Source organism: Bacillus cereus group sp. Bc010 (assembly GCF_027716745.1).
Classification (GTDB): Bacteria; Bacillota; Bacilli; order Bacillales; family Bacillaceae_G; genus Bacillus_A; species Bacillus_A pacificus.
This window is the reverse complement of the sequence record NZ_JAQFUY010000018.1, coordinates 67,398-86,705: the sequence shown is the minus strand read 5'-3', so window position 1 is coordinate 86,705 and position 19,308 is coordinate 67,398. Positions and strand designations below refer to the sequence as shown.

Genomic DNA, 19,308 nt, shown 5'->3' with positions numbered 1-19,308 from the left:
TGATGGTTATTTGTTATTCATTTCCTTAATGTGGATAAAATTTCAATAATCTATATGAAACTACAATTTTTAGATAATAAATATTCATTGTTATTTAATTGAAGAAAAATGCGAAACCTTTTTATAAAATATGGAAATGTTAAAACCCCTTTGATAAAATAGCAATATGCAAAAATAATTATTTATAAATTCTCAATGTAATGAATATTCATGTTCGAATATACGAATTTAACTACATAGTTATTGTAATAAAGGGGGAGAAAGATGTTAGATGAATTGTATAATGCTTTTTTAAATGCATCGGGTTTTACAGAAAGCGCGAGGAAACGAGATCAGTATGATACATTACATGATTATTTAAAAGATCAAGAAAGAGAGTTAAAGCAATACATTCAAGAGGCTGAATCAGCGAAGAGAGATTATGAGAGTAAAAGTAATGGCTTAGAAGCAAATAAAATTCCAGCAGTGGAATTTGAACAAAAACGTCATGAAAAGGATGAAGACTTAAATACAGTACTATCCTATTTTAAAAGTGAATTAAGCAATGTTGGATCTGCGATAGGTACAGCTTATGCAAAGTATTTGGAATATAAAGCGAAAGCAGAAGCGGAGAAAGCGTCAGCATACGCTGCAGCGACCAGAGCTTTTGAAGAAAAGAAAAAGGAAATTGAAAAACTTATCCATTAAGTATACAAAGAATGGAGGGAACTAATATGAGTGGTAAAGAGGTTGAAATTATAGGAAGTAACACTGCAAGTGCCATTTCTTACGCACAAAACATAGAGAACGGCATGAAAGATTCTTTAAATCAAGCGAAAAACTTAAAAGCGTACGTTACATGTGCGAAATGGAATGGAAAAACGAGAGATGCCTTTTTAAGTTATCTTGATTTAATCATTCAATATAACTCAGAAATGGTAGAGGCATTTGAAGGACATACGAAAGCTTTGAAAGAGTTAGAGAAAAGTATTCAAACGTATGGCGATATATCGGAAGTAAGGGCGATAAAAAAATTGTGATGGAGAAATGAGGGATAAAAGAATGGGGAAAGAAATGGTTTTTGCACCTGCTGAATTATATGTTCTCGCAGGTGCAGCTGGGGTTACCGATATATTTGGATTGCCAAACCGTGACGTAATTATTTTACTTGATGAAGAATGTGTCACGAAAGCAACTACGAGTTTAAAAGAAAAGGGCTTACTTACAAGTGAAAATGGAATTACCCCTGCCGCTTTTCAAATGATTGAGCTATTAAAAGAATATGAAAATTGTCATGAATACACGAGAATGAATAATGTATTAATTGGCTTTTTGAAAGAGGATAAAGACCGAGTGGCTGTATTAACGGAAATAGAGCCAAATAAAAAATACGAGATCGACTACATACCAAAGCCAGACGTATATTTTTCCTTATTAACACGCATCCCTTTCTTATTGAGAGAACCGAGGGAAATAGAAGATACATTTTTCTCAAAGAGAATGACAGAAGAAGAACGACAAACATTTGAGGAAAAAGATTTATCAAATAAAGATGTTATAGCGATAGAAACATATACGAGGCCTCGGAGTAACAGAGGAGGAAAATGGGAATGTTTCTTATATTTCACTGAAGGAGAAGATTTCGTTCAAATTGATGTAGAACGTAATCGGTATGACTGGGTGAGTCTCTATGCGGTAAATAAGAAATTGTATGACGTGTTAAAAATGCCGTATAAAAAATTAATTGACCCGAGACAATTTTCGTTAGGAGGTATTGAATAATGCAAGTATCAATGGGAGATGGTGGTTCTGGTGGTGGAGAAGAAGTATTAGTTAATTTTCAAGAACTACTTGATATAGTAATGAAATTAGAAGATATATATAAAATCCATGTAGACGTCATTGGAACGAATATTGAGAGTTTATTAAGCAGTGATTTTTATCAAAAAGGTGAAGCGATGAGAGTAATTGAAAAATATCCTGATATATTACACAAAACACTTGAATTTGCTGAACACTATTCTAGGTCGGCGAGACTTGTAAGGGTCGCATGTGTAGAAATGCTTGAAAAGGACGAACAATTACGTGAAATATTAAGTAAGTTGTAGAAATCACCATACGGCTGGGGAGATGAAAACGAAATGGATGTGAAATATAGACCTGAACCATGGCAAAACATGGGGGATGGTATGAATCGAATTACAAAAGATGCACTCATAAAATTACAGCGCGCAAATGAATTATTGAAAAAAATTGATGGAAGAATACGAGATTTAGACTCAGATGGCAGTATACATTTTAACCCAAAAGATCAATCGCAAAAAATCGGGGAATTACTTGATAGCTATTCGACATTACAAAGATATTGCGGAGAAGTAGGGCGATTGGTCTCTGAACATATAGATAAACCTTTTTTAGTAGAAATGGATAAATTCGCTCAAAAAATGAGAGATACATCTATTCTCAGTTTCGAAACAGATAACCGAATTGGCTCCACAACAACGACAGTATTACCAGATGCGCACGCAGGGTACGGAAGTGTACCACAAACAATAAAAACAAAAAAAGATAAAATAACAGTAGAAGATATTTTTAGAGATTCACCTGCATTTGATAACGTACTGAGAGAGGAATACAAAGAACTAAAAAAACAAAACCCAGATGCAAAATTAAATTATGAAGAATACAAGAAAGTAGTCCCATCCACACGAGGATTTGAATACAAATCGATAGAAGATGAACAGAAAAAACTAGAAATGGTGCGAGACATAGGAATAGGCGTAGGAATCATCATCACAACAATCCTTTGCCCACCACTCGGAACCGCTGCGGCAGTTGTATACGGCGCTGTACAAATCAAAAGTGGTATCGACGGAGAAGACTCGGGAACACACCGGAAATTGAGCCAAGAAGAGCGGGTAGGAAACATCATTTTTGGCGGATTAGACGCAATCCCAGTTGTTGGAGCAGTAGCAAAAGGAGTAAAAGCATTCAAAGACACGAGTGAATTAGCTGATTTAGCCAAATTATTAAAATTCAAAGAAGGAATGCCTGGTTTTAATCCAAATTTGGGTGGAAATGTGGTACAATCGCTTAAGGAAAATAAGAATTTAAAAAATGCACTAGATGCTATGAAAAATACTCCTATTCCAGTAGCAGTTAGGACGGTGGATACTGGAATAGGAATGAAGCTTCCTTATATAGAATCTTCAACTGTTGGAGAAGTAGCTGGAAAGTTTTCAAAGGCAAGTACGACAGCTAAGGATGACGCTTATCAACTTGCTAAGGGTACGGGTGAAGGTGGAAAAGGGAATTCTGATTTACTTGATAATACTGGTAGATTTAAAGATGCTGAGTTGCAATCTAAGTATGATGTATATTGTGAAAGGAAATATAAGAATAGTGAAGCGCCTAAAGAGCCACTGGAGTGGAAAGAAGCAAGTGAAAAATGGGCATCACTTAAAGAGCAGGGGCAAGAATTTTCTGATGAAAGTTTTAATCTATTTTCACAACAATATGAAAATGCTGAACGAGAAATAACCATTGTTACACATGAAGGGACTAAGGTAAGAGTTGACGCAATTGCATCTGATGAATATGGGAATGTTATTATACAAGAATATAAAAGTTCCGCTACTGCTCCCTATACTACTAATCAAGAAAAGGGATTCCCTGAATTGAAGAATTCTGGTGGAAAGGTCGTAGGTGAAGGAAAGGGAGATTTTTCAGGGGGATACGAAGTGCCTAGTGGAACAAGGCCGCAAATTGTTCGTCCTGAAGGGACAACTTATTTTGATGAATAAATGAGGTGAGAGATAAGTGTCAATATTAGACAAAAATAAAATAGATGGAATTGGCAAGAGTATGGGTGAAAATAAGTTAGCATTAATGATTGCAGATCATTTAGATTGGGAAAATGAACTTCAGCACTTAACATTGTTACAAGATAAAATTAATGCCTATGTATCTTTTATTGAAAGTGGGCAAATCTATAGTGTTTATCCGGATGCTAAGTTAGTAGATGGCTTTATATTCGATTTAAGATTTAAATATAAACCAACTGAAAATTGTAATAAATTATTGGAGGTTTTTAGGAAGAATACTCAAGATTTGAGGATTGAGTTTAAAATATATGAATCTTAGGTAGTTTGAATTGGAGATGTAATATGAAAGCAAATAAAGCATTTGAGCGCGTATGTAATCTAATATCTGAAAAGTATTTAGATAATGGCTGGAAATATTCTAAGTCTGGTCATTGGATGAGTAAAAAAGATAAAAATTTCATTTATAAGGTACTCTTTTATACAAGTTGGAATAATATATCTGATAAAAATGTAGTATTTTATGGTGAATGCGCAATTCTTCCTTTAAAATCTAAAGATAAAATATTTCATATTAATACACGTCAGTGCAATGTACCAAGCGGTCAGTTATATTGGAACATAGCAAATGAGGAAGAGTGGGAGCGGACAGTTAACGAATTCACTAATTGGTTAAATAGTGTATTTATGCCAATTGTAGAAAGGTGTACGAATGATTTGAACAACTTTGTAAAAGAGGTTGTTGAAAGGGGTTTTTATCCTCAAAAGGGTTATATGGTAGATATTAATTTTATATTAACGCACGGGTCGCGTGAATTGGCAGAGGAAGCTATCAAAAGATACTATGACAGTTTGGAAGAGTCAATAAAAAAAGAATTTAAAGATAACTATGAAAGTATGGTGTGTGGTAATGAAGCAGTTAGTGCATATGGTAATAATATGATGAGAAATTACACCAATTTTAGAACTATCATAGATAATAAAATAATTGTTACTTTATAGTACATCAAATGGTTTGACTTAGTAAGCGATAATTGGTAACCCAATTATCGCTTTTGGTTTTAAATAAGGTACGGGTAAAGGTAGTAATGCAAAACCCAAAAAAGTTAAACTAACTCCAGAACGAGAAAAATACTATCGAAAGAAAATAGATGAAGCTGAGGCTCAGGGAGAGTATAAAGTAGCAAATGATATTAGATATGAACGTCATTGTAAAGAAACGATCCCACCTTTAGATCGTGAAAAATGGGATGTTAGGAATGAGAATCTAAAAAAAATCACAGAGTGTGGTAGGGAAGAAGAAATAAAAGGAAGAAAAGCTTTAGGAGAACATCTTGACCGTAAGCTAGAGAACAATAACCTTGGTAAGGTTGTTACGTATACATCCAGTGAAGGGCATCTTACGCTATAGGTCGTAATGCTAAGGATGAAATCGATTTAGTTCATGATCACAAACACAAAATAAGTGACAAAGAACACGTTATTCATAATGACAGTCAAATGCGAGCTGAAAGGGAAATGCTCGAAGATAAAAATGGAAGTCATATTGTGACAATATCAAGTGATAAACCCGATTTGAATGGGATTCCTCCTCATCCAAGACCAAGTAGGCCTTTAGGAGAAAAGAGTGAGATTTACTACACTGATCCAAATAGCGGTAAAGTGACTCATAAATGGGAGAACAATACACGTTTACCTGATGGAGGTAGGTGGAAAAAACTATGAATAAAAATTATTATGTGACTATATTTTTTAGTATTAAGGAGGATATACATGAAACCTGATTTTTTCTCAATTACAATGTATCCTACAGTATCTTTTAACGAAGAAGAAGTATTAGGTCGTCTTTTGGATGTGTTTGAGTCAAATGAAAAATTTGCTCCTACTCATTGGGGTAACAGTGAAACCGTACGGGTAGAATATAATCGTCAGGAAATCCTGGAAAAAGTAGTTTCAGAGCATAAAGTATCAGAAGTTTACCTTTATCGTGATAAATCGGTGAACTATAGTGGGAGTTTTGAAGTTAACTGGAGTCATCGCTCATTTTTGAAGTTTGAGTTTCATAAATCGATACCTAAAAAATTATGGCCTGCTTTTTTTGAGTTATCTGACCAAATTGCAGAAATTGCGAAACCAAGTTATGGAGTAACTCAAATTTTTTGGCCTTTATCATATCCGTGGAATACCGAACGTGAACGATTACAAATGTGGATGGAAATATCTTCCCAACCAATACCAGTTAGGTTTCTTCCTAACGGTCCCTTAGGGGTAGGGGCTAGAACATACTTTAGCGGTCATATTTTAGAAATGTTTGATAAGGAATTATTACAAAATAGTCCAGTTGTGGTATCTGAGCTAGATTGGGGTGGCCTTTGTATTGATATTTTAAATAATCCATTAGGGAGTGATAGTGATACATTACTTGATAATTGGCTACAAGTAATGAAGTATTTGGAACCAGCACAAGTAATGGCTATACCAAGTTTTGATGAAGATCAAATGGGTGTAACTTATTCTCCAAATATTGCTTGGAAGGACTATCTGAAAAGCTAAATGAAAGGAGATCGTAATAATGAATGAGAATGGTAATGATAGAATAAGAGTCATGGAAATATTAAATAGATCTCAATACAATGATGAGGTTATAGATGGGCTAGATATGAGCAATTTAGATCTTACTTTTTCAGATTTTTCAGAGGTGATGGCAGAGGGTATCATGGCAAAACAAGTCCATTTAAGAGCTTCTTCACTAATGAGAGCATCTTTTTTTGATTGTGATTTTGAGCTTGCTGATTTCAGGAGCTGTAATTTAGAGGAAATACATATTGCAGATTGTAGATTTGGTGAAGCTAATTTCTCTAAAGCCAATATGAAATATGCAAAGGTAAATATAAGTAGTTGTTTTGAAACATGTTTTGATGAAGTTGATTTTTCATATGGAGAATTAGTTGGAACAATATTAAATCATGCTACTTTTCGACAAGCAAATTTATATAAAATAGATGCAAAACAGGCCGACTGTACGGGAACGGATTTCAGCAACGCGAATCTTACAGAAGGTAACTTTGAAAAAGCATATTTAGAAGATGCTAATTTATCAGAAGTAGATGCTAGAAATACAGATTTTACAAACGCGGATTTAACAGGAGCGACCCTTTTAAATGGTGATTTTACTGACGCGAATTTTACCGGTGCTAAACTTGACAATGTAGTTTGGACAGGAGCAAAGGTAGAAGGAGCCAAGTTTGACGAAAATGTGAAGGAACAAATCTTAAAAATGATTTAAATATGATGGGAAGTATATACATTTAAGCACTCGAAAACCTATGATTGGTAGCGAGTGCTTTTTTCGTAGAGATTGATAAATAAGTGAAAATCAATATAGATTATTTTTAAGGATTGTTAGATAGATTAAGTCGGGAATATTATATAATTGAAAATACAGTAGCAAAAGGTGCGGACTCCGTATCCCAAATCTTTAAAGGTGTAGAAATACTGCCAGATGGAAGTGTCGCTAGATCTGGAACGAACTATAGCGGGAAATTCCAAGAAGCCCATGATGCCTCAAAGGCGAGTATTCAGAGTAGGATCTCGAATTTGGAGAGTCCGGATCTACAATTCGATTTTATTAGAGTTGAAACAGATATAAAGATTACTGATACTGGATTCGGTGTTGATGAGTTAAAGGTAAAGGACTGGAATAAGAAAATAGATTAATTCATAGGGAGGATGCAATGATGAACCCCAAAAAGTTAGAAATGGCTTTTAAAAGATATAGTAAAAATTTTGTGGATGGAATCAAATTTGAAGATGTGAAAGATAAATATAATGTCAGTAGAAGTAAGGTTGAGAAAATTGTTAAGCAAAATGAAACAGAGAAAGATCACATCCTACTAATAAATTTAAGCAAAATTTTCTCATATCACTTGTCACTATGGAAAAACGATGTATTGATAAGCGGTGGAAACAATGTAGAAGGATTAAAGAACATGCAGAAAGTCTTATTTTACCAGTGCATGGGACAAGATCTTTATAAAATCAGATATCCAAAGATGATTTTGGGGTATACGTTTAGAGAAGTCGTCCTCACATTAGTTCATTTTGCAATGTATGGATGGGAGAAAGAAGAAAATATATTATATGATTTTATGACTCATCACTTCGGTGAACATTTAATAGATGCCAATGAAGAGGATAGACATATTTGGTTTTTGCTAGAGCTGTACTTGCAGTATAGAAATAAAACCATCATGGGAACGAATAAAAAATTGCATCTAGCTGTGAAAAATAAGTTTAAGGAAGCTGAACTGCGGTGCGGCTCAATCCCTGAAGACCTGAATATTTATGATGAAGTGCTGGAACGTTGGTCGACTGGTGATTTAGAAGAAATAGAACATCTAATTTCGATAATGTCACAGTATCATTCTGCATTAGCTTCTGAAATCGGACAGCTAGGTGAATTTGGTGATTTCAGATATGGATTTTATCCTTTTGAAATATTATTTTTAATCCATGTAAGGAAACAACTAGGGTTGCCAGTACCTACTCAAATCGATAATTTCCTGATGAATACTCCAGAAGCTAGAATGGTATTTGGGGAACATGAGTCATATCCTGAATGGGATCCCGTACTTCAGATGATCGATCAATTTTATCGTGAAAACTATCCGGAATATATTCCTAACAAGCATGGAGAATTATTTCAATAAAAGGGAGGAAGCTAAGATGCCTGATCAAGGGATAGCGCAGATTATATTTCCTGATAGCAAGGATTTGGAAACAATTTTGAAGGAACAAGGAAGTTATGACTTACATGAAGACCTATTAAAATATGGATTGACAACGAAACAGTTTTTATACGTTGACTATAAAGGTGAGCAATACCAAGAAATTGTCAATTTTATTCTTGATTACGAATTTGCCCACCAAATTGAATTAGCAACACAAGAAGAACTTGAGAGATTAGAAGCATTTAATTATGAATTTTTACCCGATAAGATCAAGATGGCCAACAAAATACTGTCACCAAAGGGATTTGGTCTGTTTTTATATCCAAATTCGGGCGACTTTTATGCATTATTCATTGGGAAAATAGAGAATATAACAAAAATCCTGCAAGAAGAGGTGTTGCTTGATGATAGAATTCCTTTTCAAGAAAGGTGTATCAAATATTATAGATAGGCCTAAGGTTGTATGCCTTCACCCTTGAATCCGATCAAGATTTTTTTATAAGTTAATATCAAGATTGCATAACCACCTAGAATGTGCTATTTTTGGCCACGTACAATTTTAATAACACCATGTGTTACTACAAATGCATTTAAACTTTTCACCTCCTGAATTCGAAATAATAAAAATGTTTTGGATTTGGGAGGGGTGATAATAGAGATAGAAAATAAATTGAGAAATGTGCCTATTTTGTTGGTTACTTGCACGTTGACAAAGGTACATGCTTAGTAAAGGAATTCAATGGCAACGTTAGGAGAACGTAGTGGCTATTGAATTTTTTATTTTTACAACTGTATTAGAAAGAAAAGCGTGAGAATTAGGTGAGATGATATTTTATTGAAAAGACATGGAAAGGACATAATAATAATGACCTCGTAAGTATTAATGTATTACTTGTTACCATATAAAAGGTGTCATACTGTTACTACAAAACTTACAAATTTATGCTGCTTAAAAACAGATGAATTTAAAGCACTTGATTGTCTACGAAAGGCAACAAGTGCTTTTTTAATAGATAGACATGCTATAAATTTATAAAAATTATTTTTGTGAATTAAGGCTAACCCAAATTACTGGTATTATATAATTGGAAATACATTAGCAAAAGGTGCGGACTCCGTATCCCAAAACTTTAAAGGTGTAGAAATACTGCCAGATGGAAGTGTCGCTAGAACTGGAACGAACTATAGCGGGAAATTCCAAGAAGTCCATGATGCCTCAAAGGCGAGTATTCAAAGTAGGATCTCGAATTTGGAGAATGGTGGGGTTAAGGGGACGGGTGAAGGGCCTGTAAAAGTAAACTATAGAGAACAATATGCTAGAGAAAAACGTAAAAAGATATTAAAGCCAAATGTTGAGTATACAAGTAAAGAAGGATATACATATACAACAGATAGTCAAGGGCGTGTTGCAAGTTGCGAGGGTAGCCTTCAATTAGGTGATGGTAAGCGGAATAACTACGCTCAGAGAGTGGTAGGTGGGAATGACCGTTTGGATGATGACGGCGGACATTTAATTGCAACTATATTTAAAGACTCTGGTAATATGGATAATTTAGTTCCAATGAATTGTAACTTAAACAGAGGAGAATGGAAAAAACTAGAGAATGAATGGGCTAATGCTCTTAATGATGGTGATAAAGTTAGAGTGAAAATAACGCCGAATTATAGCGGGAATTCAAAACGTCCAGACAGTGTTGTTATTAGATATAAAATTGGTGATGAAGATAGATGGAGATTGAGGGATTTTGATAATGTACCAGGAGGAAAATTAGATGAATGATGAAAAATTAAGAAAGTTATACAATGAAATAGCAGAGGTTGTAATTGATACAATTCCAGAGAAGTGGTTTAAGGTTTACCTGTATGGTGAGGTTGGGGAAGGTGCTCAAGAGGCATATTTTTATTACTACACTGAAGAGAATAGTACTCCTATTTACAGTCATAGTATTTTTGAAATCTTTAATGTCCCAGAAGAAGAATATTTTAAGAAGTGGCATCGTTTGTTAGATTGTATTAAGAGAATGAAGAAAGAGTTTATTGATAATGATCAAGAAGCTTGGACAAATTTCACTATGATTTTTGATAATACAGGAAAGTTTGATATTGACTTTAATTATGATGACCTTTCAGATGAAAATTCCCACGAGAGAATGATTATTTGGGAATATGAACATCTTGGTCTTATGCCTAAAAGTAATTCAGGGAAAAAATACTTAGAAAAGCATCTTAAAAATCTGGAAGATACAAAAAATGAGTACAATATCATATATGATAAAAGTTTGTAGTGGCTTAGCGTAAACATGTATAAACATATATGAGAAGTAAATAGAAAAAGAAATGGCTATTTTGAAGAATACACTCCATGATGGTACAACCATCATGAAGTACTAAGTGCAATGATAGAATAGAAAACGAAGTACGAGCTTAGGCGAGGTGACATTTTACTGAATGATGAATATAAACACATGGAATGTATATGAAACTAACGAACTCGTAAGTTTTAAGATAGTATTTGTTATGAAGTATAAAAAGTGTCATATTGTTACTACAAAATTTATAAATTTATGCTACTTAAAAACATATGAACTTAAAGCACTTGATTGTCTACGAAAGGCAACAAGTGCTTTTTTTATAGATAGGCATACTATAAAATTTAAAAAATTATTTTTGTAAATTAAAGTTAACACAAATTACTAGTATTATATAATTAGTAAAAGTTGTGGACACGGAAACCGTAACCCCATTCGTTAAAGGTGTAAAAATACTGCCAGATGGAAGTGTCGCTAGATCTGGAACGAACTATAGCGGGAAATTCCAAGAAGCCCATGATGCCTCAAAGGCGAGTATTCAGAGTAGGATTTCGAATTTGGAGAGTGGTGGGGTTAAGGGTACGGGTAATACAAACCATCCAGTGAGAGTATACCGTGATATTGACGACACCGTTTTAAATAAAGAGTATGAAATAATTACTAGAAAAGGAACATTTGTTACTAAAATAGTAGCAGATGAAAAACTTGTTGTGGATATGCCTTATATAGGTAAGGGGAAGCAAAGTACAAATTCAGAAGGATGGCTAAGAGATAACAAGTATTATTTTAATGAACTATATAAATTACATCCTGAGTATTTTAGCGATGCTAACATCAAAAATCTTAATAATGGATGGGCTATTGTAAATGATGCGGTCTTTAGGAGACATTTCCCTCAATATGATATTGTGGGATTAAAAGGAAAACCTTTAGTACATCATCATATTGGTGGTGGGGGACAAGCAATGGCTATTCCACAACCGTTGCATCCAGGGAGTGGAGGAATCCATAATATAGAGAAACAAATAGGTATATGGGGAAAAGATCAAGAAAACGCTGAACGTCTTCAAGTATTTATTAAGTAATCTTTTTGGAGGTATAACATGGACATAAAAAAAGCATTAGAACATTATTTTAAAGAACTCATAAATGTATGGGATACAAAATATGGTACATATCCTAAAGCACCGTGGGATGAAGAGATTGATCCTCGATTGTATTTAAGTAATCCAGATGAAGAAGAATATGTATATTGGAAACCTATTGAAAAAGTTGATTTAGATGATTTTACAGAAATTGAAAAAAAGCTGGGTATGAATATTCACCATGCAATGAAAGAATACTTTAATTCGTATTGGTTCTTAAGCTTACAAGGCTTTTACGGTTCAAGATTAGTTAATCTTGAACCCATAGAACCGTGTAAATCTATATTAGAATTTTTTGAAGTAATGAAACAATATGAAGAGAACAATGGAAGAGAATTTAGATATATACAAATAGGATTTGTCTTTCCAGAAGATATGGCTATTATCTTTGACAATAAAACAGGACAGATATTGATAGAGAATTTTGAAACGGAAGAAAACGAATTTCTTGCTAATTCACTTGCTGAATTGATAAATAATTTAAAAGTAGAATTGGTAGTTTAAGAGGTATTACTATTATGTAAACTTTATATGAAAATTTGTTTTACTGATTAAATAGTTTAATTTTATTATAGGAGTTCACCGAGGTATTACGTTGAATAGGTGATAAAGAAGAATTTAGATATGGATAAAAAATTAGTATTACGTGCAATGATAGAATAGAAAATAAAGTACGAGCTTAGGCGAGATGACATTTTACCGGGCGATAAATATAAACACATGGAATGTATATGAAACTAACGAACTCGTACAAACTTGTACAAACTCGTAAGTTTTAAGATAGTATTTGTCATGATGTACACAAGGTGTCATACTGTTACTACAAAACTTAGAAATTTACGCTACTTAAAAACAAATGGAACTTAAAGCGCTTGATTGTCTACGAAAGACAACAAGCGCTTTTTTATTAGATAGGCATGTTATAAATGTTTAAAAATTATTTTTATGAATTAAGGTTAACAGAAATTACTAGTATTATATAATTGAAATTAAACTAGCAAAAGGTGCGGACTCCGTATTCCCAATCTTTAAAGGTGTAGAAATACTGCCAGATGGAAGTGTCGTTAGATCTGGAACGAATTATAGCGGGAAATTCCAAGAAGCCCATGATGCCTCAAAGGCGAGTATTCAGAGTAGGATCTCGAATTTGGAGAGTGGTGGGGTTAAGGGTACGAGTGAAGGTGAAAAGCTTCAAAGAGGAAAATATGCAAATCGCTTGGATAAACTGCATGATAAATTTGGTAAGTTAACACCTGGACAAATTAATGAACGAATTAAGACACATTATAAAAAGGGAACACCAGATGAAATAGAAGTTAGTCCTGATTTTAGGAGCAAGATGATTACAAGAGAAAAACAGATTGAAAGAATATTGCAAAAACAAATTAATGATTTTAACAAAGAATAATATAAAATAATATTAAAAAGGATGGGAAAAAATGAGTTCTAAGTTAGATATATTAAGAGAGTATAATGAAGATATTCAATTGATTAATGCAAATGAATTTAAGAATATAAATTCACCTTTAATTCCTGATTTATGGGTGGAAGTATTTAGTGAACAGGATAGAGAAAAGAGAATCAAGAAAATTTTGAGTAGATGGAAAAAATATGTAGATAATAATTTATCTAATACTATTGCTTACTTATCAGAATACCTTGAGGATATTGAACTGATGGTAAGTGAGGACACCTATTCAATCTTGTATACAATAAAAAATCAAGGTGGAGAAGATTTATATTATGAAGGAAGAAATCCTAAAGATAGTTTTAATAATGAGGAATTAGAATCTTCATGGAGAGAAATTCCTGAATCTATTAGGGACTTTTACGAAAATGTTCATAATGGATTTTATGATTACACAAGTGAATCAATGGGATTGATGCCATTAGAAACTATAACTTACTTTGGGGATGATGACTTAGAGTGGGGGATTATAGATGAATTGGAAGAACCTATAAGGATTAATTTAAAAACATCTTTTGGATTCTTTAGTAATGGCATGGGGAGCTACATAGCTATAGATTATGAAAATTGTAAGAATAACAATGCTACTTTTTGGTCAGCTAAGAGCCAACCTAAATATAATGTTGACTTTTGGAATTTTGTAGATGAATGGATTGTTATCGGTTTTGAATAAAAGGGTCTTAAAATTTTGATACAAAGTCTATAAACTTAAAGAGATTTTTAGGTTTAGAAAACATTTCCACCAATATGATTTAAAAGAATTATATAATGACACTTTATTACATCATCACATTGGTGGTGGAGGTCAAACTGTTGATGTACCCTCAAAGCTACATCCAGGTTTAGGAGGGATTCATAATGCTGAAAAAAGCGCAGGAATTTGGGGGAATAACCAAAATATGCTGAACTATTAGAAAAGTAAGGGTGATTATTTTGGGAATGAAGGATGGTATGAGCAAATATTTTAATTTAAGAAAAGAATATTTTGATAAAGGGTTAGATTTTTTATTTAAAACGCCATATAACGAAGAAGTGGGTTCATTTATATATATAGGTGAAATGGATGATGAAGAAGAAATTTCATGGAAACCTATTGAAAAAAATAATAAGAATGATTTAACGACGATTGAGGAAAAATTTGAAATTAAATTGCACACTTCAATTGATGATTATTTTAATTCTTATTGGTTTGCTGATTTAGATGGATTTGTTGAAAATCATTATATTAGGTTAGAACCTGTATTACCAAATATTGAATTGGATTCCTTCGAAAGTAATTTAGAAGGGTATAAAAACAATCATAATAAGGTTGATAAGATTCCAATAGGTGTAGAAGGGAACGGTTTGATAGTTGTGTTAGATAATGTAAGTGGTAAGGTTGAATTGGAGGATTTTGAACGAGGTTCGTTTGAAGCGCTTTCGGATAGTCTAGATGAGTTAATTTCTAATTTAAAGTTACAAAAATAATATACTAAGAACATTTATATGAAAAAAGGTTTGATATGAAGTGTAGACCGAGTGTTAGCTACAATTGGACTGCAGTATTTTATAGAAAGATGTGATTAAGATCAAGCTAAGACCTACAAAATTTAAGCTATTAAAAAAACATATGAAATTAAAGCACTTGATTGTCTACGAAAGGCAACAAGTGCTTTTTTATACATAGGCATGTTATAAATTTAATTATTTTTATGAATTAAGTCTAACATATATTGGTAGTATTATATAATTAAAAATAAACTAGCGAAATATTGTGATAATAACTCTTCATTAAAGGGGTAGAAGTATGAATTAATGAAAGTGTAAAAAGAAGTTCTTGTGGCCTGTAAGGAGGGTATTCAGTATGCAGAGTAGAACCTCGAACTTGGAAAGGTGTGTTGTTAAGGGAACAGGTAATATTGTAAAAGAAGTAGCTTCAAAAAACTGTTACCAAGAGAAGGTGACATAGGAACGTATAAAAATCTAAATAAAGCAGGATCGGTTAGCTCAAATAAATGCTAGTTAAAGAAAAAGAACTTGAAAGAAAGATACAAAAACAGATTAACGACTTTAATAAACAATGAAAAATGGGAGATGGATAGTAGATGGGTCAAAAACTTACTTATTTAAAAAGGTACAATAAAAATGTTCGAATATTAACAATCGATGAAATTAGTAGACTGGGTGATAATGAGATACCAATTGAATGGAGAGAACTGTTTTATAATGACGATATTAAAGGGCGAATTGATTTACTTCTGAACATATGGGGGAGAAATGTAGGGACTGAATTACGGAATACGATCTCTTATCTAAATAAACATCTAACAAATGTTGAAATTATGGATGTAGAAGGGGCTTATTCGATTTTATACACAATAAGAAATTCCAAAGGAGACATATTATATTACGAAGGGTGTAATCCTCAAAAGGGACAAAAAAATATAGAATTAGAGGATGCATGGGATAAAATACCTGCTTCAATTCGAAGTTTTTATAAAAATGTTCATGATGGATTTTATTACTATGCGAGTGAATCAATGGGCTTAGTTCCACTTGAATCAGTAACATATCTTGGGGACGAGGGTATTGAATGGAGTATTATTGATGATTTAGAAGAGCCTATAAAAATCAACCTAGATTCATCGTTTGGCTTTTTCACTAATGGTATGGGGAGTTACGTAGCTATAGATTACAATAATTGTATTGATAACACTGCTACCTTTTGGTCTGCAAAATTAAAGCCCAAATATAAAATCAGTTTTTGGAGTTATGTAGATGAGTGGATTGTAATTGGCTTTGAAGCGTAACTAGGTAAAGGTGTTTTTATCATAGTATTTGTCCACGATAACGACAAAGATCTTGGTGATAAAGATTGGACTATTGAAAAAAGAATAGTGACGGATTAATGTTACTTATAAAACATATGAAATTAAAGCACTTGATTGTCTACGAAGGGCAACAAGTGCTTTTTTAATAGGTAAGCATGCTATAAATTAGGGCTAACACAAATTACTAGTATTATATAATTGAAAATACATTAGTAAAAGGTGTGGACGAAACAACCGCCTTCATTAGAGGTGAAGAAGTATTACTTGATGGAAGCGTACGTAGATACGGTGGAATGAACTTCAGTGAAAGCGTAAAAGAAGCCCATGATGCCTCAAAGGCGAGTATTCAGAGTAGGATCTCGAATTTGGAGAGTAGTGGGGTTAAGGGTACGGGTAAAGCTCTATTGACTAATGAAGGAAAAGTTGGAACCTATAAACAACTTGTGAAACAAGGAACTGCTTTTGATAATATTACTCCACATCATATGCCTTCTGCAGAGAAAATGAAACAAGCTGGTATAAAAAGGAATGATGGTGTGAGTATGAATATGGAACAACCTCATCCTGGAACCGGTGGGAGACATCGTGAAACATATACATATGGTCTATCAGGAGAAAAATCGAAGGCGTATTTAAACCTTAGCTTTCGTGATGCCTTAGCTCATGATATTTTGGATGCTCGAAGAATTTATATAAAAGATGGTTTATATACTGCTGAGATAAGAGAAGGTTTAAGAGAAGTTATTAAAAGAAACAAAGAGCTGTATCCGCATTTATTTGATAAATAAAACATGGAAAGGATGATTACCTTTGGATATTAAGAGTCATCTAAAAAGACTATACGATAATCGTTTATTAGAAAATGAAAATGAGATACGAGATTTTAATGAGTCATTAATGGAAGTAATAGAGTACAACGACGTCTCTGTTATTACAGATTTATGTTTAGTTTTGGATGATGAGACTGAGCAATTTGAGGTTATGTTTGGTTTGATTCATGGAATAGAGAGCTTATATAAAAATAATATAGAAGAAGGACTTGTATGTATTGCTAAAGCTGTTCCGAAGATGATTAACTCAGCAAAAGAATGGGTAGAAATTTTACATTATAGAATTCTTAATCACCCTCAAGTAAGATTAGCATATGGAAAAGTACTTTCGGGATTTGATCCATCAATTACGATTAGTATTAAAGAATTATTGATTGATATAAAAAATGAAGACCCTGATATGTTTAGTGAATCTGTTAATGAGGTAATTAAGAGCATCTAATGTTTAAAGTTGAAAAGATATAAAAGCACATAAGGCAAGTCAACAACAAAAGAACTTATTATTGTAGTGGAAAGAAAAAGAATAGGTTGTTTAAAAGTGCATACTCCATGATGGTTGTACCATCATAGAGTATTATGTGCAATGGTAGAATAGAAAACGAAGTACGAGCTTAGGCGAGATGACATTTTACATGGCGATAAATATAAACACATGGAATGGACATAAAACTAACGAACTCGTACAAACTCGTAAGTTTTAATGTAGTAGTTGTCATGATATACAAAAGGTGTCATACTGTTACTACAAAACTTACAAATTTATGCTACTTAAAAACATATGAACTTAAAGCACTTGATTGTTATTTTGGACAACAAGTGCTTTTTTCATAGATGTATGTAAACTTAATGAATAATGCGCGGTATATATTAATAAAAGAAAATAGATTGTTAATATTGTATAATTGAAATTAGAAGAGCAAAAGGTGTGGATTAGTAGTGGTTCAAAGTATCATTTGAAAGATCATGTGTGGATTATACCAAAGAGTATTCTTTGAGAAATGATTTATTAAATCTTATTGAGGAGTATGAATATGAAAGTTAATAATTCTGACTATGGAGGTTTTATTGTTTCTAAGAATGTTGTAGCAGGAAAACCAATACGTTATACATTTAGAGAAAAATCAGAAGTTCCTCAATTACATGGGTGGACTATTTACTCTTCAGAAGATAATGATGAATATGTAAATGATTCTAGTAACTTTCAAGTTTTAGGAGCAAACTCTGTATTAGAAATAGCACCAGTTATGTTAGAAATTTTTGATGCTCCCTATGGAACAGACCTATGTTGGTTGTATAAAGAAGGTGTTCATGTAGGATTTTATGATTTGATAAGTGAAGATGAGAAAGATATTGGTCAAATTGTAAAAGGAAATTGATGCTATTTTGTGAGTTCTTTGGGCACTGCCAAAAATACATTTCCAATAAGAAAAGTCAACAGCTACGTTAGGAGAACGTAGCTGTTGACTTTTTTAAGTGTCATTTCATGACAAGAGTTATTTATCATCTTTGTTTAAGTTAATGGTTTCTTTGTTTTTACGAACTTCAAGGATAGCTTTTCTCATGTCTCGTTCGATTCGTTGCTTGTAAAGAAGTTCTGTAAATGCTCTGAAGCATTCATTACCACTTCCAACATACACTCGAATCAATCAGTTTAAATAAAAAAGCTCGTCTTTTTCATCACTGTTTTCTCAACAAAAATAGAAAGTTAAAATTAAAATGAACATACTACATAATATCAGTGCTATGTATACTGTTGATACAAAAGAACCTCCTTCGAAAGAAAAAGAAATTAAAGCGCTTCAGCATTTCTCAGTAATAGATGTACCTACAGAATATATAGAAATGATTCAGCTAGCTTCAAATGTTGAAATTAATGTTAATGACCAAATGTATATTAGGATATGGGGAGCTTCGGATTGCATAGAAATGAATGAAGCTTATAAAGTGCAGAATTACCTTCTTTATTCACTCGCAATTGGTGATGATGAAGGTGGGGGTGCATTAATTTATCTACAAGGTAAAGATGGTTTTGGTATATACTATAACAGTTTTGGAAATTTAGACATGGAGGATGCAGTTAAAATTGCACCATCTTTAACCGAGTTATTAGTAAATAATGTAGGTGTGAATATCTTATTAGACATTTGAGAACATGTAGAGAATTTGGTGTTATAGTTTCATTGTAATTTGTTTTCTAATAACTATAGGGAATACAG

24 protein-coding genes and 3 pseudogenes are annotated in these 19,308 nt (G+C 32.9%); all 27 read left to right on the top strand.

Going from position 1 to position 19,308, the window contains the following annotated elements:
• The first annotated feature begins 264 nt into the window (after positions 1 to 264).
• The 27 genes and pseudogenes from PDQ68_RS18915 (at position 265) to PDQ68_RS18785 (ending at position 19,240) form a co-directional block, all read left to right on the top strand.
• Positions 265 to 687 carry a hypothetical protein gene (locus PDQ68_RS18915; protein WP_000883453.1) on the top strand — a complete coding sequence of 141 codons (423 nt, stop codon included), beginning with the start codon at positions 265 to 267 and terminating at the stop codon, positions 685 to 687.
• A 26-nt stretch (positions 688 to 713) separates the two neighbouring features.
• A complete protein-coding gene (locus PDQ68_RS18910) occupies positions 714 to 1,019 on the top strand; it encodes a WXG100 family type VII secretion target (protein WP_000014540.1) in 306 nt (101 codons plus the stop codon).
• A gap of 22 nt (positions 1,020 to 1,041) precedes the next feature.
• On the top strand, positions 1,042 to 1,761 hold the full coding sequence (locus tag PDQ68_RS18905) for a DUF5081 family protein (protein WP_061182625.1): 720 nt from the start codon (positions 1,042 to 1,044) through the stop codon (positions 1,759 to 1,761).
• Positions 1,761 to 2,087, top strand: a complete 327-nt coding sequence (locus PDQ68_RS18900; protein WP_001198193.1) for a hypothetical protein — start codon at positions 1,761 to 1,763, stop codon at positions 2,085 to 2,087. The genes PDQ68_RS18905 and PDQ68_RS18900 overlap by 1 nt, the downstream gene beginning before the upstream one ends.
• A 33-nt stretch (positions 2,088 to 2,120) precedes the next feature.
• A complete protein-coding gene (locus tag PDQ68_RS18895) occupies positions 2,121 to 3,782 on the top strand; it encodes a hypothetical protein (protein ID WP_061182624.1) in 1,662 nt (553 codons plus the stop codon).
• A gap of 16 nt (positions 3,783 to 3,798) precedes the next feature.
• On the top strand, positions 3,799 to 4,122 hold the full coding sequence (locus tag PDQ68_RS18890) for a DUF6572 domain-containing protein (RefSeq protein ID WP_000025256.1): 324 nt from the start codon (positions 3,799 to 3,801) through the stop codon (positions 4,120 to 4,122).
• Between the two features lie 23 nt (positions 4,123 to 4,145).
• Positions 4,146 to 4,802 (top strand): hypothetical protein, encoded by a 657-nt coding sequence (locus PDQ68_RS18885; protein WP_000646589.1) that lies wholly within the window; start codon positions 4,146 to 4,148, stop codon positions 4,800 to 4,802.
• A 67-nt stretch (positions 4,803 to 4,869) separates the two neighbouring features.
• Positions 4,870 to 5,525: pseudogene (locus PDQ68_RS18880) on the top strand (ADP-ribosyltransferase); the annotation flags it as partial.
• Positions 5,526 to 5,573: 48 nt separating this feature from the next.
• Positions 5,574 to 6,353, top strand: a complete 780-nt coding sequence (locus PDQ68_RS18875; protein WP_061182623.1) for a hypothetical protein — start codon at positions 5,574 to 5,576, stop codon at positions 6,351 to 6,353.
• Positions 6,354 to 6,372: 19 nt separating this feature from the next.
• Positions 6,373 to 7,086 carry a pentapeptide repeat-containing protein gene (locus PDQ68_RS18870; protein WP_061182622.1) on the top strand — a complete coding sequence of 238 codons (714 nt, stop codon included), beginning with the start codon at positions 6,373 to 6,375 and terminating at the stop codon, positions 7,084 to 7,086.
• 113 nt (positions 7,087 to 7,199) lie between these two features.
• Positions 7,200 to 7,406: pseudogene (locus PDQ68_RS18865) on the top strand (hypothetical protein); the annotation flags it as partial.
• Between the two features lie 128 nt (positions 7,407 to 7,534).
• The gene (locus PDQ68_RS18860) at positions 7,535 to 8,509 is read left to right on the top strand and encodes a hypothetical protein (protein ID WP_061182621.1); all 975 of its coding nucleotides are present in this window, start codon (positions 7,535 to 7,537) and stop codon (positions 8,507 to 8,509) included.
• Between the two features lie 16 nt (positions 8,510 to 8,525).
• Entirely contained in the window at positions 8,526 to 8,981 is a 456-nt protein-coding gene (locus PDQ68_RS18855; RefSeq protein WP_061182620.1) for a hypothetical protein, read from the top strand.
• 696 nt (positions 8,982 to 9,677) lie between these two features.
• Positions 9,678 to 10,310 carry a DNA/RNA non-specific endonuclease gene (locus PDQ68_RS18850; protein ID WP_061182618.1) on the top strand — a complete coding sequence of 211 codons (633 nt, stop codon included), beginning with the start codon at positions 9,678 to 9,680 and terminating at the stop codon, positions 10,308 to 10,310.
• Entirely contained in the window at positions 10,303 to 10,815 is a 513-nt protein-coding gene (locus tag PDQ68_RS18845; protein WP_000997347.1) for an antitoxin YezG family protein, read from the top strand. Before PDQ68_RS18850 ends, PDQ68_RS18845 begins: the two co-directional genes overlap by 8 nt.
• A gap of 166 nt (positions 10,816 to 10,981) precedes the next feature.
• Complete coding sequence (locus tag PDQ68_RS29040; RefSeq protein WP_061182627.1) at positions 10,982 to 11,203, top strand: hypothetical protein; 222 nt, start codon at positions 10,982 to 10,984, stop codon at positions 11,201 to 11,203.
• A 46-nt stretch (positions 11,204 to 11,249) separates the two neighbouring features.
• On the top strand, positions 11,250 to 11,924 hold the full coding sequence (locus PDQ68_RS18840) for a hypothetical protein (protein WP_061182617.1): 675 nt from the start codon (positions 11,250 to 11,252) through the stop codon (positions 11,922 to 11,924).
• An 18-nt stretch (positions 11,925 to 11,942) separates the two neighbouring features.
• Complete coding sequence (locus PDQ68_RS18835) at positions 11,943 to 12,488, top strand: SecY-interacting protein Syd (RefSeq protein ID WP_061182616.1); 546 nt, start codon at positions 11,943 to 11,945, stop codon at positions 12,486 to 12,488.
• Between the two features lie 484 nt (positions 12,489 to 12,972).
• A pseudogene (locus tag PDQ68_RS18830) lies at positions 12,973 to 13,162 on the top strand (HNH endonuclease); the annotation flags it as partial.
• Positions 13,163 to 13,423: 261 nt separating this feature from the next.
• Entirely contained in the window at positions 13,424 to 14,125 is a 702-nt protein-coding gene (locus tag PDQ68_RS18820) for a hypothetical protein (protein ID WP_061182614.1), read from the top strand.
• Between the two features lie 43 nt (positions 14,126 to 14,168).
• Positions 14,169 to 14,366, top strand: coding sequence for a hypothetical protein (locus PDQ68_RS18815; RefSeq protein WP_161939536.1), 198 nt, complete (start codon positions 14,169 to 14,171; stop codon positions 14,364 to 14,366).
• Between the two features lie 37 nt (positions 14,367 to 14,403).
• Positions 14,404 to 14,919, top strand: coding sequence for a SecY-interacting protein Syd (locus tag PDQ68_RS18810; protein ID WP_176359166.1), 516 nt, complete (start codon positions 14,404 to 14,406; stop codon positions 14,917 to 14,919).
• 617 nt (positions 14,920 to 15,536) lie between these two features.
• Entirely contained in the window at positions 15,537 to 16,241 is a 705-nt protein-coding gene (locus PDQ68_RS18805) for a hypothetical protein (protein ID WP_061182336.1), read from the top strand.
• A gap of 242 nt (positions 16,242 to 16,483) precedes the next feature.
• Positions 16,484 to 17,050: a hypothetical protein gene (locus tag PDQ68_RS18800; RefSeq protein ID WP_080444040.1), complete on the top strand. Its 567-nt coding sequence runs from the start codon at positions 16,484 to 16,486 to the stop codon at positions 17,048 to 17,050.
• A 22-nt stretch (positions 17,051 to 17,072) separates the two neighbouring features.
• Complete coding sequence (locus PDQ68_RS18795) at positions 17,073 to 17,534, top strand: Imm30 family immunity protein (protein WP_061130544.1); 462 nt, start codon at positions 17,073 to 17,075, stop codon at positions 17,532 to 17,534.
• Positions 17,535 to 18,123: 589 nt separating this feature from the next.
• A complete protein-coding gene (locus PDQ68_RS18790; protein WP_061182337.1) occupies positions 18,124 to 18,468 on the top strand; it encodes a DUF2185 domain-containing protein in 345 nt (114 codons plus the stop codon).
• Positions 18,469 to 18,808: 340 nt separating this feature from the next.
• A complete protein-coding gene (locus PDQ68_RS18785; RefSeq protein ID WP_062822234.1) occupies positions 18,809 to 19,240 on the top strand; it encodes an SMI1/KNR4 family protein in 432 nt (143 codons plus the stop codon).
• Positions 19,241 to 19,308: the final 68 nt, after the last annotated feature.

Bases quoted from the DNA above. Each gene is read 5' to 3' on its own strand.
- PDQ68_RS18790 (WP_061182337.1), top strand. From the start codon at position 18,124: ATGAAAGTTAATAATTCTGACTATGGAGGTTTTATTGTTTCTAAGAAT.
- PDQ68_RS18845 (WP_000997347.1), top strand. From the start codon at position 10,303: ATGAATGATGAAAAATTAAGAAAGTTATACAATGAAATAGCAGAGGTT.
- PDQ68_RS18855 (WP_061182620.1), top strand. From the start codon at position 8,526: ATGCCTGATCAAGGGATAGCGCAGATTATATTTCCTGATAGCAAGGAT.
- PDQ68_RS18860 (WP_061182621.1), top strand. From the start codon at position 7,535: ATGATGAACCCCAAAAAGTTAGAAATGGCTTTTAAAAGATATAGTAAA.
- PDQ68_RS18870 (WP_061182622.1), top strand. From the start codon at position 6,373: ATGAATGAGAATGGTAATGATAGAATAAGAGTCATGGAAATATTAAAT.
- PDQ68_RS18915 (WP_000883453.1), top strand. From the start codon at position 265: ATGTTAGATGAATTGTATAATGCTTTTTTAAATGCATCGGGTTTTACA.
- PDQ68_RS18785 (WP_062822234.1), top strand. From the start codon at position 18,809: ATGAACATACTACATAATATCAGTGCTATGTATACTGTTGATACAAAA.
- PDQ68_RS29040 (WP_061182627.1), top strand. From the start codon at position 10,982: ATGAATATAAACACATGGAATGTATATGAAACTAACGAACTCGTAAGT.
- PDQ68_RS18820 (WP_061182614.1), top strand. From the start codon at position 13,424: ATGAGTTCTAAGTTAGATATATTAAGAGAGTATAATGAAGATATTCAA.
- PDQ68_RS18875 (WP_061182623.1), top strand. From the start codon at position 5,574: ATGAAACCTGATTTTTTCTCAATTACAATGTATCCTACAGTATCTTTT.
- PDQ68_RS18895 (WP_061182624.1), top strand. From the start codon at position 2,121: ATGGATGTGAAATATAGACCTGAACCATGGCAAAACATGGGGGATGGT.
- PDQ68_RS18900 (WP_001198193.1), top strand. From the start codon at position 1,761: ATGCAAGTATCAATGGGAGATGGTGGTTCTGGTGGTGGAGAAGAAGTA.
- PDQ68_RS18905 (WP_061182625.1), top strand. From the start codon at position 1,042: ATGGGGAAAGAAATGGTTTTTGCACCTGCTGAATTATATGTTCTCGCA.
- PDQ68_RS18835 (WP_061182616.1), top strand. From the start codon at position 11,943: ATGGACATAAAAAAAGCATTAGAACATTATTTTAAAGAACTCATAAAT.
- PDQ68_RS18885 (WP_000646589.1), top strand. From the start codon at position 4,146: ATGAAAGCAAATAAAGCATTTGAGCGCGTATGTAATCTAATATCTGAA.
- PDQ68_RS18910 (WP_000014540.1), top strand. From the start codon at position 714: ATGAGTGGTAAAGAGGTTGAAATTATAGGAAGTAACACTGCAAGTGCC.
- PDQ68_RS18810 (WP_176359166.1), top strand. From the start codon at position 14,404: ATGAGCAAATATTTTAATTTAAGAAAAGAATATTTTGATAAAGGGTTA.
- PDQ68_RS18805 (WP_061182336.1), top strand. From the start codon at position 15,537: ATGGGTCAAAAACTTACTTATTTAAAAAGGTACAATAAAAATGTTCGA.